Source organism: Paralteromonas sediminis, from assembly GCF_003820355.1.
GTDB classification, from domain to species: Bacteria; Pseudomonadota; Gammaproteobacteria; order Enterobacterales; family Alteromonadaceae; genus Alteromonas_F; species Alteromonas_F sediminis.
In genome coordinates this window covers 540,848-558,884 of sequence record NZ_RPOK01000003.1, presented here as the reverse complement: position 1 = coordinate 558,884, position 18,037 = coordinate 540,848, and the positions used below count along the sequence as shown (strand labels likewise).

Sequence of the window (18,037 nt, the reverse complement as noted above, 5' to 3'; positions counted from 1 at the left end):
CAAAAAGGTGAGCCAAAACAGCAAGAACGCGTACACACTTCAACAGTGCCTATTCAAAAACGTAAAATAGAATTGTTTGGATCAAAATTGCAAAATTGAAGTGTAAATGATGAATGCCACAGACGTGATCGCTCATTTTTCCATTGATAATGTGCCTCTAAAACGCCTCTTTGCGTTGCGTTTTGTTCTTTCCATCCCCAACGACAATACCGATTTAGGACAGGATGTGCGGGAACTGGATATCTATCCGGAAAGGCTATACGACTCCTACATTCAGGAGTGGAGAGCCTACTCAAAGCGCGCCATTGTCAAACGAGTGAACGAAGAGGGGTGTGACAACATAATCACTGACATTGAACAAGAAATAAGAGAAGTTGTTCGTTCAGAGACGTTTAAAAACATGGTACGGCACGTGGAGTTTACAGCGCGTATGAGAGGCGCTGACAATGTTGCTTATCTCCCACACCCGCTAAAAAGACAATTAGAGGATTTCCTCAAATAGTGTGTGACAAGTTACTCGTCATCACCACTCTTGAATACACAACTTGTGGTGTATTCTTTGAGTTCATTGGCTGTCCAGTCGCCTTTGGGCTTCTCTTTCATATCTTCGCACCAGGCTTCACTCCCTACCTCAGGGGCGCAAGCGCTGAGTAGTCCAAAAGTGGCCATTATCACGGCAATTTTCACTATTTTCATGTTCTTCTCGTAGTTGCTGTACTTGGTCATTTCACCTTGCCGCTATTTCGCGAAAAGGTCAACATCTCATTGTCAGCGTTTGCGCACTGGTTTGTATTGCGTTGGGCAATATCCCCGCGTTACGCCTGCAGGGCGCAGTTTTGAATGTTTGGTTTTTCTACCACTGACTCTGGCTCGCCAGTTTTCGAAGGTCTTTTTTTTCAGATTTGCGCGCATCAATCGAATAACCTCGGGTTCGCTCAACCCATAGAGCTTTTCGATGGCTTCAAATGGGGTGCGATCTTCCCATGCCATTTCAATAATGCGAGACTGACTCGCGTCATCCAGTTCGGGCGTATGTGACATATGCTGAAATTCAGTAACTGCTTTTGCACTCTATACGTGAGCAGGCGTGTTTTGTTCATTTTCCTTATTGAGTGCTAAAAGGAGCAGTTGGCTGGCGGCGACGGCATCAGACATGGCTCTGTGATGGCGCGTCATACCTATATCGAAATGTGCAGTGAGCGCGGCAAGAGAATAGCTTTTCAATCCGGGATACGTTTTACGCATCATTTGCACGGTACACAGTTTGGGGCGTCTGTAACTTTGTTCCAACCGAGCAAATTCCTCTTTTATGAAGCCGAGGTCAAAATTCACGTTATGTGCAACAAAAATACAACCATCGGTAAACGTGTCTATTTGCTCGGCCACGTCACAGAATAAAGGCGCATTGGCAACCATGTTGTTGTCTATTCCTGTGAGTCGAGTTATGGCAGAGGGAATGTGACGTTGCGGATTAATCAACGATTGCCATTCATCCACTATCTTGCCAGCCACCATCTTCACCATGCCGACTTCTGTAATGCGATGATTACCTGCTCTGCCTCCAGTAGTTTCTATGTCTACAACCACGTAGGGCTGATTTGGGTCTCTAATCCATTCTACTTGAGTGATATGAATATCGAACCCATGTCGCTTTAGAACCTGAAGTGCCAATAATTGATTGGCCCTCAATTTATCACCGGGTGCTTTGATTTCTTCAAACCGCAATTGTTCACCGTCCAGCACCATAATGTCTGGATAGCCATCAGATAAATTGCTGAAATCTTTGGTAAACGTGGTGAGGAAATCTAATAATGACTGAATATTAGCGTGTTCGAGCAACACCTTGAGTTTGTCCAATAGGTTACTTCGCCACATAAAGAGTGAATTTACTTTGCCATAATGGGCCGTTGCTTGTTTTAAAATATGCGCAAAAAGGGCGTCTTTTTGGCTCAGCGTTGCGAGTAACTGATCTATCTGGTCACCGCATTGCTGGTAAAACTCATTGTGACGGAGTAATGCCGGACGGCGATCAAACTCATTGCTCAGCGCGCCTTTGTCACCTTCAAACAGCAAGGGCCAAAAGGTTAAGCCAAACAAACTTCGCCATAATTCATTTTCAGTTCGCCAGGCTTTAATGCCCTTGCGCTGGTAATACCCTATTACTCCTTGCTCCACCTGCTGGTTATACCGACTGTCTATGCCAATGCTATGGGTTGCATTTCGTAGCATGTCGGTTAATGTGCTGGTGCGTTTTTGTTTGTACTTCCTTGCATAAAAGTCTTCAGCGAACAACAGCAGTTTTTCAGACCCCCCGCCCTCAATAATGGCTTCAAGTTTTGTCTGAACACAGGCTTTGTGACCGTCTTTGTAGGTTTCTCGCAACCACTTTTCTTTTGCCTCATCACACTCAGACAATGCCATGGCGTGTAGTGCCCAGTGACGATCTATGACTAACGCATATTTACCGGCTTCATAAAGGAATTTAGCTTTCTGACGGGCTGCCTCTTTTGACGTTACATTAGGCAACGTGGCTAAATCGGGTAACTCCGACAAGGTTTTTGCGGCTATCTCTTCGCGCTGGCAAGCATAGTAAAACGCAGCCTGTGCATCCTCAGCATCTGCAAATCGGGCTTCTCCGGTCACGGCGTCAGAGCGAGTACGCATTACCCCAAGATCACGCATAGAAAATTGATTTAACTTGCCGCGCAAGTGACCAAAATAAACAAACAATAAAAATTTAATGGCAGGGTCAAAGCGGCGATAGATGTAGTCGATGCCTTTGAACGAAAGGTTTGATGTTGTCAGATTTTCTTGGCATGCCTGAATCACGGCACTTTTAGTGGCACTAGCAGGTACACAAACCGCGCTATTTTGTGACATTAATAAAAGCAATTCCGTTTTCGTTAAGGCCTGTGTAATCGCTGCTATCGGCGCCTCTTCGGGCAGACCTAATACACCGAGTTCTACGAGCTCTGCGATGCAATGAGAGGGGTGCAGGATTTCCTCGTGCTGCAGTGTTCGGGTTGCAACTAGCGGGTATTTCCGATTTGCTACTCTAACAACAATAGCCTGTTGATATTGGTTAAGTGCGTGGAAACTCCTTATAAATTCCGTCACATGTGAAGGCAAAAGGCCTGCGTTGTCGCCATCAAAAAAAGACAGAAACTCTTTGAAGTGATCCAGGTAGTAAAACGGTGGGAGTGTCTTTTGCATAGCCACAATGACTGTTCATATATACAGTTATTGTTTCACATTTATTTGTTGCTTGCCAACCCATCTAAAATGTCGGGCGAGTAATTCATCCTCTTTCAATGCATCCAGCGAAGTGAAGTGCTTTGCCAACTGCATTTCATTGTAAAGCTTGTGAATGCCGTCATGACATTGTCGGCATATCATCACTCCCTGCTGGAGTGTTTGCTTTGAGAAATGCTTGCGAAAATAAGGGCGTCGGTGCATCTTTTTGGGTATAAGATGGTGAAACGTTAATCGGGCAGTTCGCCGGCAGCATGGGCATGTATCTACTCGTTTTGTTGGCATAAACCTTATCCGCTATATCTGCGTAAAAGTAACACATTACGAAAAAGCAGGGGCTACCGATGAGTTTAACAGACGCAGAACGATTTGAATGTCCGTACTGCATGGCTTACAACGATATTGATATAGACTTGCAAAATGACATTGGTCAGCAACAAATCACCGACTGTCAGGTGTGTTGTCAACCCATTGAGATAGTTATCATGGAAACGGAGTTTGGACGGGAGATAATAGCAAAGCGTGACGACGAATAAACATTTTTCTAAGCGAGATATCGACGCCCTGCCGCAGCGTTTTAGGGCAAACTTTATCAACTGCCTGTCTGGTTTCAAAAGCGCCAACTTAGTGGGTACCCAAAACGCTGAAGGACACTTAAATCTGGCTGTGATCAGTTCGGTGGTTCATTTAGGGGCGAATCCGCCTTTACTGGGGATGATAATGCGCCCTCATACTGTGCGTAGAGATACAATAGAAAATATTACTGCTACCGGGGTATATACCATCAATCACATAGCCTCCGACTGGGTGGATAAAGCGCACCAGACATCAGCCAGATATGAGGCCGATGAGAGTGAATTCGACACAGTGGGCCTCACGCCAGAGTACTTGAGTGATTTTGCCGCACCGTTTGTGCAGCAAAGCCCCATCAAGCTAGGTATGCGATTTGTTGAGTCTGTACCGATAACACACAACGACACCACGTTACTCATTGGAGAAATTCAACATGTGCTTTTACCTGAAAGCGCCGTGACCGAAGATGGTCATGTTGACTTAAACAGGTGTGATATCGCGTGTATTAGTGGGCTGGACAATTATCACAAACCACAGCATATTGCTCGATATAGCTATGCAAAACCGGACAAGTCACTGGAGAAACTCTTACCATGATCCCAAATTTGGACCAACTAATATGGGTATGTTTGATTGCCTTTGGTGTGGCTGGGCTAATAGTATGGCTTATCGTTAAATTTACGTCAGTGTCAGACAATGATGCCAATGAGAATTGAACGATTGTGATGTAAATCAATCCAATTATAGGCAAGTACGGTATATGATAGGGAAAAGCCCGCCTCTGGCGGGTTTCGTTTTTTAAAGGGCAAAGTTAAAAAGAATTATTATCGTTATCAATACTTTGGAGACTGTATGAAATCTGTAAATCGTCGTGATTTCTTGAAACTAAGTGGTACTAGCCTGATCGGCTTAACCCTAGGTGGTGTGGCACTAAGAGCCAATGCACAGGACTTACCCCAGCTTGAGCTGGACGATGCTACGGCAAAAGCGTTGAAATATACGCATAAGTCTGAGGTAGAAGGCGCTGTATGTGATAATTGCATGTACATTCAGGGTACAGAAGGTGCCGAGTGGCGGCCTTGCGCACTGTTCCCAGGAAAGTCGGTCAATGCACAAGGCTGGTGTACGGCTTACGTCAAAAAGCCGGGGTAATTAGTTCGCTTTTGCTCCCTTCTCAGCGCTTTGTAGTGCGGGCGCTGAGAAGTCGTTAGCAAGCATCATAGGGCGCATATCTTCGGTGCGCGCTTTTTCTATCAACTGGCCAGCTTTAAACAGCGAGGCGTCTTCGTACTTTGTAGTGATAAAACTGATGCCAACTGGCATAGATTTAACCTTACCAGCGGGCACCGACAAATGCGGATAGCCTGCAATAGCAGCCATCCAGCCAATACCTGCAAAGCCACTCGGTGCATTGTCACCATATACCGCATCGATTAAGAAAGATGGGTTATTAGACGGCGCGACAAGCATATCGAGACTGTGCTCGTTTAACATGGCATCTATGCCTTTTTCTCTAGTATGGCTTTGCACCAGCGCAAGTGCTTCAAGATATTCTTCTGACTCGAGCCCCTTGGTTTCTTGTGCTTTTTCAAATATCGATTGATCAAACACTTGCAAGGCTTGTGGCGTTTTAGCATTCAGTGCAATTAAGGCCTCAAGTGTTCTGACTGGAATATCAGCGGGCGAATCAGCCAGGTAGTGATTGATACCATGCTTAAACTCGGCCAACAAAACGTGATACGCCTTGCCCCAAAAATCTTCAGGCATAGAAGGGCTCTCAATATCAATTAACTCTGCGCCTGCGTTGGCAAGCTTTTCAAGTTGCGCTTCAAAAACCTGTTTTACCCCCGCAACATTGCCCATCTGGTTACGTACAACACCAATTTTAAGTCCGGTTAAATCTGACTCTGGCGAAGCTGCAAAATTAAGCAGATGCTGACTGATCGCCTTGTGTTCATCTTTTGCCATAACACCGGCAAGCAGTGCCGCTTGGGCAACCGTTTGGGTCATAGGACCAGCCGTGTCCTGGCTGTGCGAAATAGGCACAATATATTGGGCTGATAAAAGACCAACTGTGGGTTTGAAGCCAACAATGCCGTTCATTGAAGCCGGGCATATTACCGAACCGTTGGTTTCAGTACCTATGGCCATATCGACAATGCCGGCGGCAACAGCGGCGCCAGATCCCGATGATGAACCACAAGCAGAGCGAGACAGATTATGTGGATTTCTGGTCAATCCACCCACAGTACTCCAGCCGCTGATGGAATCTTCAGAGCGAAAGTTTGCCCACTCAGACAGGTTAGTTTTGCCTAAAATCACGGCACCTTGCGCTCGTAGTTTCGCAATTATGGGCGCATCGCGTTTGGTGTCGTTGGCGATTAATGCAAGTGAGCCTGCCGTGGTCGGTAATTCTTTTGTTTCTATATTATCTTTAATCAGAATAGGGATACCTGCGAGTAAACCTTGCCCAGAACGGGCCTGATCTTTTGCATTAGGGTTGACTGACAACACGCTATTAATGCCATTGGGGCCATTATCTAAGGTTTTAATTCGGGCTAGCGCCTGTGTGGCTTGGTCTGCCACTACTGAACCTGTTAGCAGGCATGCCGCCATTAACAGGCTGATTCTTTTAATTTTTTTCATTTGTGTTCGCTCTGTGTGATTGTTCGGCTAGGGTAATCTTTTCAGTAAATCATCTTTCACTACGCAATAAAACCTTGACAGGATGAATTACAAGCGTAATCTTTAATTAAAATTACAGTTGTAATCAATGACTGACCATGGATATTTCAAAAACAGAGCTCGACGTAATGCAGGTGATTTGGGATAACGCGCCCGCAACTGCAGAAGAAATCATTCAGCGTTTAAATAAGGATAAAGAATGGCACGAGAAAACCGTAAAAACTCTGTTAAATCGCCTTGTCAAAAAAGGGGCGCTGAGTTTTAACAAAGTAGGTCGTGTGTATGAATACTATCCCTTGGTATCACAGCAAACCTATCAGGAAGAAGAAACGCAAAGCTTCATACAACGTTTATTCCGTGGACGCTTGTCTCCCCTTGTGGCGGGCTTCGCGAAAAAAGAGGAGTTGTCCAAAGAAGACATTGCCGCGCTTAAAAAGCTGATTGAACAATGGGAGCAAAAAAATGACTGACTGGTTAATTGAGCAAACCCTGCTCTTCTCTTGTACTGCTGTTTTTTTACTGTTTCTGCAACAGCCGCTGAGAAAAGCGATAGGGGCAACAGGCTTCTATTATTTATGGGCGATCATTCCTATTCAAATGACACTGTCTAGTTTCAGTATGTCAGTGTATTTGCCAGAATTTGTGACAATGCACCAATATGTAGTTACCGCATCTAAAGCGGTCGCAGTCAGCCACACGACGATGGAAACGTTTATACCTTCCATTTCATTAATTTGGCTCGGTGGTATGGCCTTTTGTGTGCTGTCTATTGCAATCGGGCATGTGAAGTTTGTGCGACGACTTCGGGGTGTTGAGTTAAAGCATAATTATTTTATGGCCGATCCCGCACTTCGTCACTACTGTGATTTAAGGGTATCTATTCAGGTGAGTGAGGCCGTCGATGTGCCCATGGTCAATGGCTTTTTAAAACACTCGATTGTTATACCAAAAGCGTTTTTTAAATTAGATGCCACTCAGCAATCTCTCATACTCGAACATGAATTCGTTCATTTCAGGCGCGGCGATCTTTACTGGAATTTGATGGCGCTGGCCATTGTTTGCCTGTTCTGGTTCAACCCTATTGCATGGCTTAGTTATATCCGATTTCGGCAAGCCCAGGAAATGGCCTGTGATGCACAGGTACTAATAAACAAAACTAAGACAACGCGCGCCGTTTACGCGCGGACCCTACTGAATCAGACCATGCAGGGGCATCAAGAATTACTCACTACGCTTCATTACGGAGGATTACATAACATGAAAGAACGTATTAGTAATATTCAAACCGGTTTTACCTATAATTGGCGGTTACTTCCGGTGGCCGTGGCACTGTTAGGCGGTTCGCTGGCCTTTCAGGCTGTAGGAGAAAACACAACTTCAGCAAAGGCAGACGTGGTCGTATCGCCTGTTAAGCGCATTCCGCCGGTATATCCCGAGTATGCGTCTTCACGAGGCATTGAAGGCACGGTTGTATTGTCATTCAGTGTAGAAAAAGACGGTAGCGTGTCAGACATAAAAGTCATGGAATCTGCTCATCAAGGCTTGTTTGATGCCGCGGCTATGCTGGCATTGCAAAGTTGGCAATACACCAAACCTGTGCATAAAGTTGAAAATCAGTCTGTGGCGATTGAGTTTGTATTAGGTGATACAGTCAGCAGCAACCTTCCCTCTGAGATGGAGGTGATTCACATTAAGGCGTAATAGCTGACAAAAATACAACAGAAAAAACCGTGCTTTAACAAGCGCGGTTTTCTGTGTTGTGTTTGCCATTCGATGGCGCAAGGCTTGTTCAAAATTGCAATCACCGTTATGGTGATCAGGATTGCTATCACAGTAAGGGACAGCGTTTTGAAACGAGTCATTGCATCACTACTATTAATTTTTATGGCCACGCCATTTACCATGGCGAATGACAGCGTTGAGGCCGATGCGCCATCAACCGAAACGACTGAGCATAAAGCGCGTATTCAGGGTAAAAATATTCGTTATCAAGTAGCTGCGGGCGACACTCAACTCAAAGACGAAGAGGGAAATCCCAGCGCAAATATCTTCAGTTTTTACTATCAGCGCACCGATGTAGAAGATCGTGCTCAGCGCCCGCTTATCTTTGTGTTTAATGGTGGACCTGGATCGTCGAGCGTATGGTTACACATGGGCGTATTTGGGCCTAAAAAAGTGGTCATTCCCAGTGATGCAGAACGCGTGGGAGCCCCTCCCTACCCAATTTTAGATAACCCAGAAAGCTTACTCGATATCGCCGATTTAGTGTTTATCGATCCTGTCGGTACCGGCTATTCCAAGCCTGTAGGTGGCAAAGAAGGGAAAGCATTTTGGGGTATCAAAGAAGACGCTGAAACCCTGGCTCAATTCATCAGAGTGTTTGTTACACGACATCAGCGCTGGAATTCGCCTAAATATCTGGCCGGAGAAAGCTACGGTACCACTCGTGCCGCGGCTATTGTGGGCGAGCTACAAGAAGGCTGGGGGAGTATGGATTTAAGCGGTGTTTTCCTCATATCGTCTATTCTTGATTTTCAAACGGGCGATTTCACGCCGGGCAATGACCTACCTTTTATTACCTTTTTGCCCACCTACGCGGCTACAGCCTGGTACCATAATGCCTTGCCTGATAGGTCAAAGTGGGATGATTTACCCGCCTTTTTAGACGATGTCAGGCAGTTTGCTTTAAATGACTACGCTACAACCCTGCTCAAAGGTGCGCTTGCCACCGATGAGGAATACCAGAATGCGGTAGACAAGTTGCATCAGTTTACCGGGCTCAGACAACAATATATTCAGCAAACCGATTTGCGTATTAATGAGCATTTTTTCATGAAAGAGCTGCTTCGCGATCGTGGTGAAGTCGTGGGAAGGTTAGACAGTCGATACGTAGGCGAAGATGAAAGCCAGGTGAGGGAGCGGCCAGAAACTGATCCATCGAGCTACGCCATCGACGGAGCCTATACCGCTGCTATTCAAAGTTATATGGCAAAAGATTTAAACGTGATCCGCGACAACAGGTATCAGGTGTTGTCGGGTGAAGTGTTTAGGAATTGGAATTGGCTGTACGGAGCGTCTCCTCGTGCGCAAGGCTTTGTCAGTATGAGTCCAATCCTGTCAAAAGCGATGCGCCAGAATAAAGACTTTAGAATATTTATTGCCAATGGCTATTACGATCTGGCCACTCCTTTTTTTGCTACCGAATATTCGATGAATCATTTTGGTTACGACCAGGAGCGCATTAAAATGGCTTATTACGAGGCTGGACATATGATGTATATTCACCACCCTTCACTAGAAAGTCTCGCGCAAGATATGCGGGCGTTTTTATTACAACAATAGGAATCAGCATGCCCTGGATACAGTTAAAAATAGATGCAAAAGCCAAAGATGCAGAGCGGATTGGTGACGCATTAGCTGAATGCGGGGCGCAGGCTGTGACTTTTGTTGACGCAAAAGACACCCCCATGTACGAACCCAAACCGGGTGAAGTGCTGCTATGGCCAGACACTACAGTGGTTGGCCTGTTTGATGCGCAAGATGATGTCAAAGCCGTAGCTCAAGCGTTACTCGATAACGAGGTAATTGATGCGGCTACCGTGTATCGCAGTGACCCACTTGAAGACAAAGACTGGGAACGTGAGTGGATGGATAACTTTCATCCCATGCAATTTGGCGAGCGTTTATGGATCTGCCCCAGCTGGCGAGAAATACCTGAACCCGATGCCGTTAATGTGATGCTAGACCCTGGCTTAGCCTTTGGCACAGGCACCCACCCTACCACATCATTATGTCTGCAATGGCTGGATAGGCAGAATGTGAATAACAAAACCGTGGTGGATTTTGGCTGCGGTTCAGGCATCTTGGCAGTAGCAGCCCTCAAACTGGGCGCAACCGATGCCATCGGCATTGATATTGATCCACAGGCGCTTCAAGCTTCAATGGAGAATGCGCGACGCAATCAGGTACAAGATAAACTCACTGTGTTTTTGCCAAAAGACCAGCCACAAATGCAAGCCGACTTTGTGTTGGCTAATATTTTATCCGGCCCATTATTGGAACTACGCCCGGTTATCAGCGGATACTGCAAACCCGGTGGTAAGCTCGTGCTGTCAGGGATATTGGCTGAGCAGGTGGGGGCAATTGAAACCGCTTACTCAGAAGAGTTTGAGCTTGAGCCCAGCGCTATTGAAGGCGAATGGGCCAGGGTGTCTGGTACTAAAATGGGGGCAGAGTAAAACCGTCTCTAGTTCTACTGGTCAATCACATTGAATAATTGGAAGAGCTTTTAACTTTTAGCCGAATATATGCGAGTCTGTTTGATACAGAGGATTAGTTTTCCAATGGTCATGGTAAGTTGGACTATGCAGCCGTAAGCAAGTAACTGTCATAGCGAATGGGCGAGTCAGCTTGGTTGTTTCGTATATGTCTTACTGTCCATGAAAAGCATTCTTAGCCTCAGCAATTAGTTTCTCGTATTGGCTCTGCGTTATTTCGCCTTTTAATAACAAGGCTTCTGCGCGCATCGTGTTCAGAAAATAGGTGTTTTCAATATCCGCGACAATATAGCCATATTCCCGTTCATTTATCAGGTTGGACCAAAACGCGGACCAAGCCAGTTTTTTATTCCATGGCACACCCCGACACCTTGTTGGGATAGCCCTTCAAAACGGCTTAAAAAATAGGGTCAGAGTAGATTTTATTTACACCGACCCATTCAAATGACAGCGTTGACGCAAAAAATCGTAGTTTCGTCGCTGTCAAGACCCAAAAGTGAAAAATTGTGCAAAAATTAGCCTTTTCAAGCGTTGAAAAAATGCGTAATATTGCCGTCCCATTTTTCTGGGTGAACGGTTTTTGAGCAGGGTAGGCATTATTCCATGCGGATTGGTCCATACAATTTAGCTAATAATGTAATGCTCGCACCCATGGCCGGCGTTACCGACAGGCCTTTCAGGCAACTGTGCGCAAGAATGGGGGCTGGGTTAGTCGTTTCAGAAATGTTGTCGAGTAATCCCAGAGTCTGGCACACCGCCAAGTCCAAACAAAGAATGGACCACACCGGTGAAACCGGTATTCGGTCGGTGCAAATTGCTGGTTCAGAACCTGAGCTCATGGCACAAGCGGCGCAAATGAATGTTGAAAACGGTGCGCAGATCATCGACATCAACATGGGTTGCCCGGCGAAAAAAGTGAATAAGAAGCTTGCGGGCTCTGCACTGTTGCAACATCCCGAGCAAGTAGAACAAATTGTAAAAGCAGTGGTTGATGCGGTTGATGTGCCAGTGACGTTAAAAATTCGCACTGGTTGGAATCCGGAAAACCGAAATGGCGTACATATAGCCAGAATTGCCGAACAAAATGGCATTCAATCACTCGCAGTACATGGCAGAACACGCGCCTGCATGTACAAAGGAAATGCTGAATACGACACAATAAAAGCGATAAAGCAGTCGGTGTCGATTCCTGTGGTGGCGAACGGTGATATTTGCTCGCCACAACAAGCTAAGTTCGTGCTGGATAAAACGGGCGCGGACGCGGTAATGATAGGTAGAGGCGCACAGGGGAATCCCTGGATTTTCAAGCAAATTACCCATTACCTGAATACGGGGGAGCTTTTGCCTCCACCGTCATTGGATGAGCAACGCCAGGTGCTTAGAGAACACGTGGCTAATGTGCATACATTTTACGGTGAAGTTACCGGTGTGCGCATTGCCCGTAAGCACGTTGGCTGGTACTTGGAACAATACGACACGGACCGTCAGTTTAGACGGGTGTTTAATGCAATCGAAGAAGAACGCACTCAACTAGATGCATTAAATACTTACTTTGACACGCTGCAAGAAAGTGAAACACGACAGATTTCACCGGCAGCTTAACGATTTTAACAAAAGAGCAAACAAGTAATATGTTCGATCAAAACCTAACTTCTCCTTTCACCACAACTGTGACTACGCCTTCTCAAACGCAAGCACAGAAGCCCTTACGTGATTCTGTAAAGCAAGCGGTTAACCGTTATCTAAAGCAGTTGGATGACACTAACATCGACAATTTATATGATCTTGTACTAGCGGAAGTTGAAGCTCCCTTGTTGGAAGAGGTGATGACTTTCACCCGTGGTAACCAAACACGAGCTGCTATTATGATGGGCATCAACCGTGGCACGCTTCGCAAGAAGCTTAAGCAATACGGCATGAACTAAATATCGTTGGGCCAGGCCCTATTTCAAAGAGCACCACATTGGGTGCTCTTTTTGTTTTACCCACCACCTTTTACTGATGAAAAAGACTATGCAATCAAATACTCCAATCAAACGTGCATTACTCAGTGTCTCGGATAAAACCGGCATTGTTGAATTGGCCACTTTTCTTCACGAATCTGGCGTAGAACTATTGTCTACAGGCGGAACCGCGCGATTACTGGCGGAAAAGGGATTACCTGTAAAAGAAGTATCTGAACACACCGGGCACCCTGAAATTATGGACGGACGTGTAAAAACGCTTCACCCCAAAATTCATGGTGGTATTTTGGGACGTCGCGATCAGGACGCTGCAGTTATGTCGCAGCATGAAATTGCACCGATTGATTTAGTCTGCGTGAATCTTTATCCGTTTGCAAAGACGGTCGCAAACCCAGATTGCACGATGGAAGATGCTGTAGAAAACATTGATATTGGCGGCCCTACTATGGTGCGTGCAGCGGCTAAAAATCACAAAGACGTTACCATAGTGGTGAACGCGTCTGATTATGACCGTGTTATATCTGAAATGCAGCAAAATCAGGGCGCGGTGACGTTTGAAACACGCTTCGATTTAGCCATAAAAGCGTTTGAGCACACAGCTCAATACGATGGCATGATTGCTAACCATTTCGGAGCTCTATTGAGCGAAGAGAGCCCTTATCCGCGCACCTATAACATGCAGCTCACCAAAAAGCAGGACCTACGCTATGGTGAAAATAGCCATCAGGACGCTGCTTTTTACGTTGAAAATGACATTCAGGAAGCATCTGTTGCTACGGCGGAACAGCTACAAGGTAAAGCACTGTCTTTCAACAACATAGCAGACACTGATGCCGCCCTTGAGTGTGTAAAAGAATTTGACCAACCAGCCTGTGTTATCGTTAAACACGCTAATCCGTGTGGTGTGGCCCTGGGTGAAAATATTCACAGCGCCTACGACCGCGCTTATAAAACTGACCCAACATCAGCATTTGGCGGCATCATTGCGTTCAACCGTGAGCTCGATGCGCAAACGGCGCAAGCCATTATCGACCGCCAGTTTGTTGAAGTCATCATTGCGCCAAGCGTGAGTGAAGAAGCCAAGGAGGTTGTCAGCGCTAAGCAAAACGTACGTTTGCTAGCGTGCGGCGAATGGCATGGTCAGCTTACTGAAGGGCATGACTTTAAGCGCGTAAACGGGGGATTGTTAGTTCAGGAACGGGATTTTGGTATGGTGGAGCGTGAAGATATGCAAGTGGTGTCAGAACGTCAGCCTTCAGAGCAGGAATGGAACGACCTACTGTTTACCTGGAAAGTGGCTAAATATGTTAAGTCCAATGCTATTGTTTATTGCAAAGACAGTATGACTATTGGTGTGGGTGCCGGACAAATGAGCCGCGTGTATTCTGCAAAAATTGCGGGCATAAAAGCCGCTGACGAAAATCTCGAAGTCAAAGGCAGTGTAATGGCGTCTGACGCCTTCTTCCCTTTCCGCGATGGTATAGACGCGGCAGCAGAAGCAGGCATTACTGCGGTTATACAGCCGGGTGGATCAATGCGCGACAACGAAGTGATTGAGGCAGCAAACGAACATGGCCTTGCCATGGTGTTTACCGGAATGAGACACTTCCGCCACTAACCGCGTGGGCTCTTTTTAATCGGTTCCGCTCTAAAATAGACAAACAGAGTTAAACAATATGAAAGTACTAATCATAGGTAACGGCGGTCGTGAACATGCATTGGCATGGAAGGCTGCCCAATCTGAAGGTGTTGAAAAGGTGTTTGTTGCCCCAGGTAATGCGGGCACGGCAACAGAGCCCAAGCTTGAGAACGTGGCAATTGGTGTAGAAGATATTGCTGCGCTGGTGGCTTTTGCCAAGGACAATGCCGTTGATTTAACCATTGTGGGCCCTGAAGCACCTTTGGTTATTGGAGTGGTTGATGCGTTTCAGGCTGAAGGCTTGACCATCTTTGGCCCCACTCAGGCCGCTGCTCAGCTTGAAGGCTCTAAAGCTTTTACCAAAGACTTTTTAGCCCGACACAAAATTCCTACAGCCGAATACGCTACTTTTACGCAAATTGATGAAGCCGTTGCGTATGTGCGCGAAAAAGGCGCGCCTATTGTCGTCAAGGCAGACGGACTCGCGGCAGGTAAAGGCGTGATTGTGGCAATGACGCTGGAAGAGGCTGAAGCAGCTATTCAGGATATGCTGGCCGATAACAAATTTGGCGAAGCGGGCAGCCGTGTGGTGATTGAAGAATTTCTTGATGGCGAAGAAGCATCATTTATCGTTATGGTTGACGGTAAAAATATTGCCTCTTTCGCCACCAGCCAAGACCACAAACGCGCCTATGACGGCGACAAAGGGCCAAATACTGGAGGTATGGGCGCCTACTCACCAGCTCCTGTGGTAACACCGGATGTGCATCAGCGCATCATGGAAGAAGTCATTAAGCCAACGGTTGACGGCATGGCATCAGAAGGCATGCCCTATACCGGTTTTTTGTATGCCGGATTGATGATCATGGCCGATGGCACACCTAAAGTCATTGAGTACAATTGCCGTTTTGGCGACCCGGAAACCCAGCCTATTATGCTGCGTTTGCAGTCTGATTTGGTTAGCCTGTGCCTGTCTGCCTGTAAAGGTGAATTGGCAGGAAAAGATATTGCATTCGACACGCGTGCTGCAGTCGGTGTTGTGCTTGCTGCTGGTGGATACCCCGGCAGTTATGATAAGGGCGAGCAAATCCAGGGTTTAGCTGAAGCTGCCCGGTTAGAGGGTAAGGTGTTTCACGCTGGAACTAAGCTAGACGGCGAGCAAGTGCTTACTAATGGAGGCCGAGTATTATGCGCTACTGCATTAGGCAACTCGGTTTCAGAAGCACAAACCGCGGCTTACACGCTGGCAAAAACGATTGACTGGCCCAATGTCATGATGAGAAATGATATTGCGTATCGCGCGATTGCCAGAGAGCAAGATCAGGCTTGATTATTCAAGCCTGCAAGCTTATAAAAGACGTTCTGTGTTGCAACTAGCGGAAGACGCATGTCAATAAAACATCCTATCATCGCCATCACAGGTTCGTCCGGTGCCGGTACGACTACGACGATGAATGCGATACAGCATATCTTCCGTAACCTTAATATTAATGCGGCATTTGTAGGCGGTGACAGCTTTCACCGCTATACGCGACCAGAAATGGAAGTAGAAATTCGCAAAGCACAGGAACAAGGTCGCCATATAAGTTATTTTGGTCCTAAAGCGAATGACTTTGGGTTGCTTGAAGACTTGTTCAAAAATTACGGAGAATTAGGTCAGGGTCAGTACAGACAGTACCTGCATACCTTTGACGAAGCCGTGCCTTTTAATCAGATGCCAGGGACCTTTACGCCTTGGCAAGACCTGCCGCACGATACCGACCTGCTGTTCTATGAAGGTCTGCATGGTGGCGTAGAAACCGAAGAGCACGATGTGGCGCGTCATGTTGACCTGCTGGTGGGCATGGTGCCCATTGTTAATTTGGAGTGGATCCAAAAAATTGTTCGCGACACCACCGACAGAGGGCATTCTCGTGAAGCCGTAATGAGCAGCATAGTGCGAGGCCTTGATGACTATTTTCACTACATCACCCCCCAGTTCTCTCGTACCCATGTTAACTTTCAGCGCGTGCCTACGGTCGATACTTCAAACCCATTTAGTGCCCGAGAAATTCCTACCCAAGATGAGAGCTTTGTGGTGGTGCGGTTTCGTCGCGAGATGAAGAACGTAAACTTTCCGTACCTTATGCAGATGATCGAGGGCGCCTTTATGTCTCGGGTTAACACGCTCGTTGTGCCGGGCGGAAAGATGGGGCTGGCAATGGAACTTATACTCACGCCCCTGATTGAAGAGATTATGGATAAAAAACGTCGTGCAGGTATGCAAATGGATTGGGTGACAGAAAAGTAGCCGCTAATTTACATCAGTAAGGCCAACTTTTTCCGGATAGTGCTTGTTGGCCTTTTTAATGAACTCAGCTTGGTTTTCCATCCAGTCATCGCGCACCCCTTTGCTGTAATTGAGATACAGCTTGTCATCGACAATTGAAAACGCTTCTTCATCAATACCAACAAAACGCCCTGCAGACATCGCATAAGCACAATACCCACCGTATTGAGGGGCATATTTTTCTGGCTCGGCAACAAACAGGTCTTTGTGTGCTTGCGAGCTGAAATACCAATCGGCACCACGCCACGAATAGGTAAATTCGTCAGTGCCTTTCACCGCCTTGTTCATCGTAAAGTAGGCAACAGTGTCATAGCCATAAATGGCCTTGTTGTTAAAGGTACCGGTTTCAATCGGGTCTTTCGCAAACGCCGAAAATGTTGTCAAAGTAAGTAAGGTCAGCAGTGTTGCAAGTCGTTTAAGCATAGGTCTGTCCGATAAATGTGAGGTTACTTACTCATTAAACCGGACAAGGACAAAACAACTTTCACAAGTGTGACACTATTTGTAACACTCTTTTACTTTGCACATCACCAATCACTTTTGAAAATAAGCAGTTAACGCTATAGTGAAACAAAAATCGTGGGAATCCGTTTTATGGGTCAGGAAACATCAAAAATACTGGTAGTCGATGATGATATGCGCTTGCGCAGTTTGCTGGAACGCTATTTAGTTGAGCAAGGTTTTCAGGTTCGAACTGCCGCCAATGCTGAACAAATGGATCGGTTGCTAGAGCGAGAGAATTTTCATTTGATGGTATTAGACCTGATGCTTCCCGGAGAAGACGGGTTATCGATTTGTCGCCGCCTGCGGCAGAAAGAAAATGAAATGCCTATCGTTATGCTAACGGCAAAGGGCGATGAAGTAGACCGTATTATCGGCCTTGAAATGGGCGCCGATGACTATTTGCCGAAGCCCTTTAACCCTCGCGAACTTCTGGCCAGAGTGAAAGCCGTGCTGCGCCGTAAAACGGTTGAGGCGCCCGGTGCACCCTCTCAGGAAGAGCAAATTATTGCGTTTGGTGATTACAAATTAAACTTGGCCACCCGTGAAATGACCGCCAATGGCCAGCCGCTCACGTTGACTAGCGGTGAATTTGCTGTATTAAAATCGCTGGTTACCCACCCTCGTGAACCGCTATCCCGCGATAAGCTAATGAACCTTGCTAGGGGCAGAGACTACAGTGCGCTGGAGCGCAGCATTGATGTGCAGGTTTCGCGTTTGCGCCGCATGTTAGAGAAAGACCCAGCCAACCCGCGTTATATTCAAACCGTGTGGGGGTTGGGTTACGTGTTTGTGCCCGATGGAGAGATGTCTTAAG

The 18,037-nt window shown here is 46.5% G+C and carries 22 protein-coding genes; 15 read left to right on the top strand and 7 right to left on the bottom strand.

Annotated elements, in window-relative coordinates; translation table 11 throughout:
* The first annotated feature begins 106 nt into the window (after nucleotides 1-106).
* Entirely contained in the window at nucleotides 107-502 is a 396-nt protein-coding gene (locus tag DRW07_RS11620) for a hypothetical protein (RefSeq protein WP_124028077.1), read from the top strand.
* A gap of 11 nt (nucleotides 503-513) precedes the next feature.
* Here the strand turns inward: DRW07_RS11620 and DRW07_RS11615 are convergent, their stop codons facing one another.
* Genes DRW07_RS11615 through DRW07_RS11600 form a run of 4 tightly spaced genes read right to left on the bottom strand, consistent with a single transcriptional unit; the run spans nucleotide 514 to nucleotide 3,537 of the window.
* Complete coding sequence (locus tag DRW07_RS11615) at nucleotides 514-726, bottom strand: DUF3012 domain-containing protein (protein WP_205665395.1); 213 nt, start codon at nucleotides 724-726, stop codon at nucleotides 514-516.
* A gap of 42 nt (nucleotides 727-768) precedes the next feature.
* Entirely contained in the window at nucleotides 769-1,041 is a 273-nt protein-coding gene (locus tag DRW07_RS11610) for a TIGR03643 family protein (RefSeq protein WP_124028075.1), read from the bottom strand.
* Between the two features lie 30 nt (nucleotides 1,042-1,071).
* Nucleotides 1,072-3,213, bottom strand: coding sequence for an exonuclease domain-containing protein (locus DRW07_RS11605; protein WP_124028074.1), 2,142 nt, complete (start codon nucleotides 3,211-3,213; stop codon nucleotides 1,072-1,074).
* A 27-nt stretch (nucleotides 3,214-3,240) separates the two neighbouring features.
* On the bottom strand, nucleotides 3,241-3,537 hold the full coding sequence (locus DRW07_RS11600) for an HNH endonuclease (protein WP_124028073.1): 297 nt from the start codon (nucleotides 3,535-3,537) through the stop codon (nucleotides 3,241-3,243).
* A gap of 59 nt (nucleotides 3,538-3,596) precedes the next feature.
* Between DRW07_RS11600 and DRW07_RS11595 the strand changes: the two genes are divergently transcribed.
* The 4 genes from DRW07_RS11595 to DRW07_RS11585 all read left to right on the top strand — a co-directional run bounded on the left by DRW07_RS11595 (nucleotide 3,597) and on the right by DRW07_RS11585 (nucleotide 4,977).
* Nucleotides 3,597-3,788 carry a zinc ribbon domain-containing protein gene (locus DRW07_RS11595; protein WP_124028072.1) on the top strand — a complete coding sequence of 64 codons (192 nt, stop codon included), beginning with the start codon at nucleotides 3,597-3,599 and terminating at the stop codon, nucleotides 3,786-3,788.
* Nucleotides 3,775-4,422, top strand: coding sequence for a flavin reductase family protein (locus DRW07_RS11590; protein ID WP_124028071.1), 648 nt, complete (start codon nucleotides 3,775-3,777; stop codon nucleotides 4,420-4,422). The genes DRW07_RS11595 and DRW07_RS11590 overlap by 14 nt, the downstream gene beginning before the upstream one ends.
* Nucleotides 4,419-4,541 (top strand): hypothetical protein, encoded by a 123-nt coding sequence (locus tag DRW07_RS18530; RefSeq protein WP_276310715.1) that lies wholly within the window; start codon nucleotides 4,419-4,421, stop codon nucleotides 4,539-4,541. Before DRW07_RS11590 ends, DRW07_RS18530 begins: the two co-directional genes overlap by 4 nt.
* Nucleotides 4,542-4,677: 136 nt before the next feature.
* Complete coding sequence (locus DRW07_RS11585; RefSeq protein ID WP_124028070.1) at nucleotides 4,678-4,977, top strand: high-potential iron-sulfur protein; 300 nt, start codon at nucleotides 4,678-4,680, stop codon at nucleotides 4,975-4,977.
* Here the strand turns inward: DRW07_RS11585 and DRW07_RS11580 are convergent, their stop codons facing one another.
* Nucleotides 4,978-6,471 (bottom strand): amidase family protein, encoded by a 1,494-nt coding sequence (locus tag DRW07_RS11580; protein WP_124028069.1) that lies wholly within the window; start codon nucleotides 6,469-6,471, stop codon nucleotides 4,978-4,980. It lies immediately after the preceding gene.
* A 137-nt stretch (nucleotides 6,472-6,608) separates the two neighbouring features.
* Between DRW07_RS11580 and DRW07_RS11575 the strand changes: the two genes are divergently transcribed.
* The 4 genes from DRW07_RS11575 to prmA all read left to right on the top strand — a co-directional run bounded on the left by DRW07_RS11575 (nucleotide 6,609) and on the right by prmA (nucleotide 10,748).
* Nucleotides 6,609-6,980: a BlaI/MecI/CopY family transcriptional regulator gene (locus DRW07_RS11575; protein ID WP_124028068.1), complete on the top strand. Its 372-nt coding sequence runs from the start codon at nucleotides 6,609-6,611 to the stop codon at nucleotides 6,978-6,980.
* A complete protein-coding gene (locus DRW07_RS11570) occupies nucleotides 6,973-8,211 on the top strand; it encodes a M56 family metallopeptidase (RefSeq protein WP_124028067.1) in 1,239 nt (412 codons plus the stop codon). Before DRW07_RS11575 ends, DRW07_RS11570 begins: the two co-directional genes overlap by 8 nt.
* A gap of 84 nt (nucleotides 8,212-8,295) precedes the next feature.
* Nucleotides 8,296-9,852 (top strand): S10 family peptidase, encoded by a 1,557-nt coding sequence (locus DRW07_RS11565; RefSeq protein ID WP_240630589.1) that lies wholly within the window; start codon nucleotides 8,296-8,298, stop codon nucleotides 9,850-9,852.
* 8 nt (nucleotides 9,853-9,860) lie between these two features.
* Nucleotides 9,861-10,748, top strand: coding sequence for a 50S ribosomal protein L11 methyltransferase (gene prmA, locus DRW07_RS11560; RefSeq protein WP_124028066.1), 888 nt, complete (start codon nucleotides 9,861-9,863; stop codon nucleotides 10,746-10,748).
* 192 nt (nucleotides 10,749-10,940) lie between these two features.
* Here the strand turns inward: prmA and DRW07_RS11555 are convergent, their stop codons facing one another.
* Nucleotides 10,941-11,147 (bottom strand): hypothetical protein, encoded by a 207-nt coding sequence (locus DRW07_RS11555; protein WP_124028065.1) that lies wholly within the window; start codon nucleotides 11,145-11,147, stop codon nucleotides 10,941-10,943.
* A 243-nt stretch (nucleotides 11,148-11,390) separates the two neighbouring features.
* Here DRW07_RS11555 and dusB point away from each other — a divergent pair, with 243 nt between their 5' ends.
* From dusB to DRW07_RS11530, 5 genes are all read left to right on the top strand, one after another.
* Nucleotides 11,391-12,389, top strand: coding sequence for a tRNA dihydrouridine synthase DusB (gene dusB, locus DRW07_RS11550; RefSeq protein WP_124028064.1), 999 nt, complete (start codon nucleotides 11,391-11,393; stop codon nucleotides 12,387-12,389).
* A gap of 29 nt (nucleotides 12,390-12,418) precedes the next feature.
* Entirely contained in the window at nucleotides 12,419-12,712 is a 294-nt protein-coding gene (gene fis, locus DRW07_RS11545) for a DNA-binding transcriptional regulator Fis (protein WP_124028063.1), read from the top strand.
* Between the two features lie 88 nt (nucleotides 12,713-12,800).
* A complete protein-coding gene (purH, locus tag DRW07_RS11540; protein ID WP_124028062.1) occupies nucleotides 12,801-14,369 on the top strand; it encodes a bifunctional phosphoribosylaminoimidazolecarboxamide formyltransferase/IMP cyclohydrolase in 1,569 nt (522 codons plus the stop codon).
* Nucleotides 14,370-14,427: 58 nt separating this feature from the next.
* Entirely contained in the window at nucleotides 14,428-15,720 is a 1,293-nt protein-coding gene (gene purD / locus DRW07_RS11535; protein WP_124028061.1) for a phosphoribosylamine--glycine ligase, read from the top strand.
* A gap of 57 nt (nucleotides 15,721-15,777) precedes the next feature.
* On the top strand, nucleotides 15,778-16,680 hold the full coding sequence (locus DRW07_RS11530; protein ID WP_124028060.1) for a phosphoribulokinase: 903 nt from the start codon (nucleotides 15,778-15,780) through the stop codon (nucleotides 16,678-16,680).
* Nucleotides 16,681-16,683: 3 nt separating this feature from the next.
* Here the strand turns inward: DRW07_RS11530 and DRW07_RS11525 are convergent, their stop codons facing one another.
* Nucleotides 16,684-17,142 (bottom strand): YHS domain-containing (seleno)protein, encoded by a 459-nt coding sequence (locus tag DRW07_RS11525; RefSeq protein ID WP_124028059.1) that lies wholly within the window; start codon nucleotides 17,140-17,142, stop codon nucleotides 16,684-16,686.
* Nucleotides 17,143-17,313: 171 nt separating this feature from the next.
* Here DRW07_RS11525 and ompR point away from each other — a divergent pair, with 171 nt between their 5' ends.
* Nucleotides 17,314-18,036: an osmolarity response regulator transcription factor OmpR gene (ompR, locus tag DRW07_RS11520; protein ID WP_124028058.1), complete on the top strand. Its 723-nt coding sequence runs from the start codon at nucleotides 17,314-17,316 to the stop codon at nucleotides 18,034-18,036.
* Nucleotide 18,037: the final 1 nt, after the last annotated feature.

Coding starts and splice junctions, on each gene's coding strand:
- DRW07_RS11620 (WP_124028077.1), top strand. CDS start 107: ATGATGAATGCCACAGACGTGATCGCTCATTTTTCCATTGATAATGTG.
- DRW07_RS11615 (WP_205665395.1), bottom strand. CDS start 726: ATGACCAAGTACAGCAACTACGAGAAGAACATGAAAATAGTGAAAATT.
- DRW07_RS11610 (WP_124028075.1), bottom strand. CDS start 1,041: ATGTCACATACGCCCGAACTGGATGACGCGAGTCAGTCTCGCATTATT.
- DRW07_RS11605 (WP_124028074.1), bottom strand. CDS start 3,213: ATGCAAAAGACACTCCCACCGTTTTACTACCTGGATCACTTCAAAGAG.
- DRW07_RS11600 (WP_124028073.1), bottom strand. CDS start 3,537: ATGCCAACAAAACGAGTAGATACATGCCCATGCTGCCGGCGAACTGCC.
- DRW07_RS11595 (WP_124028072.1), top strand. CDS start 3,597: ATGAGTTTAACAGACGCAGAACGATTTGAATGTCCGTACTGCATGGCT.
- DRW07_RS18530 (WP_276310715.1), top strand. CDS start 4,419: ATGATCCCAAATTTGGACCAACTAATATGGGTATGTTTGATTGCCTTT.
- DRW07_RS11585 (WP_124028070.1), top strand. CDS start 4,678: ATGAAATCTGTAAATCGTCGTGATTTCTTGAAACTAAGTGGTACTAGC.
- DRW07_RS11580 (WP_124028069.1), bottom strand. CDS start 6,471: ATGAAAAAAATTAAAAGAATCAGCCTGTTAATGGCGGCATGCCTGCTA.
- DRW07_RS11575 (WP_124028068.1), top strand. CDS start 6,609: ATGGATATTTCAAAAACAGAGCTCGACGTAATGCAGGTGATTTGGGAT.
- DRW07_RS11570 (WP_124028067.1), top strand. CDS start 6,973: ATGACTGACTGGTTAATTGAGCAAACCCTGCTCTTCTCTTGTACTGCT.
- prmA (WP_124028066.1), top strand. CDS start 9,861: ATGCCCTGGATACAGTTAAAAATAGATGCAAAAGCCAAAGATGCAGAG.
- dusB (WP_124028064.1), top strand. CDS start 11,391: ATGCGGATTGGTCCATACAATTTAGCTAATAATGTAATGCTCGCACCC.
- fis (WP_124028063.1), top strand. CDS start 12,419: ATGTTCGATCAAAACCTAACTTCTCCTTTCACCACAACTGTGACTACG.
- purH (WP_124028062.1), top strand. CDS start 12,801: ATGCAATCAAATACTCCAATCAAACGTGCATTACTCAGTGTCTCGGAT.
- purD (WP_124028061.1), top strand. CDS start 14,428: ATGAAAGTACTAATCATAGGTAACGGCGGTCGTGAACATGCATTGGCA.
- DRW07_RS11530 (WP_124028060.1), top strand. CDS start 15,778: ATGTCAATAAAACATCCTATCATCGCCATCACAGGTTCGTCCGGTGCC.
- DRW07_RS11525 (WP_124028059.1), bottom strand. CDS start 17,142: ATGCTTAAACGACTTGCAACACTGCTGACCTTACTTACTTTGACAACA.
- ompR (WP_124028058.1), top strand. CDS start 17,314: ATGGGTCAGGAAACATCAAAAATACTGGTAGTCGATGATGATATGCGC.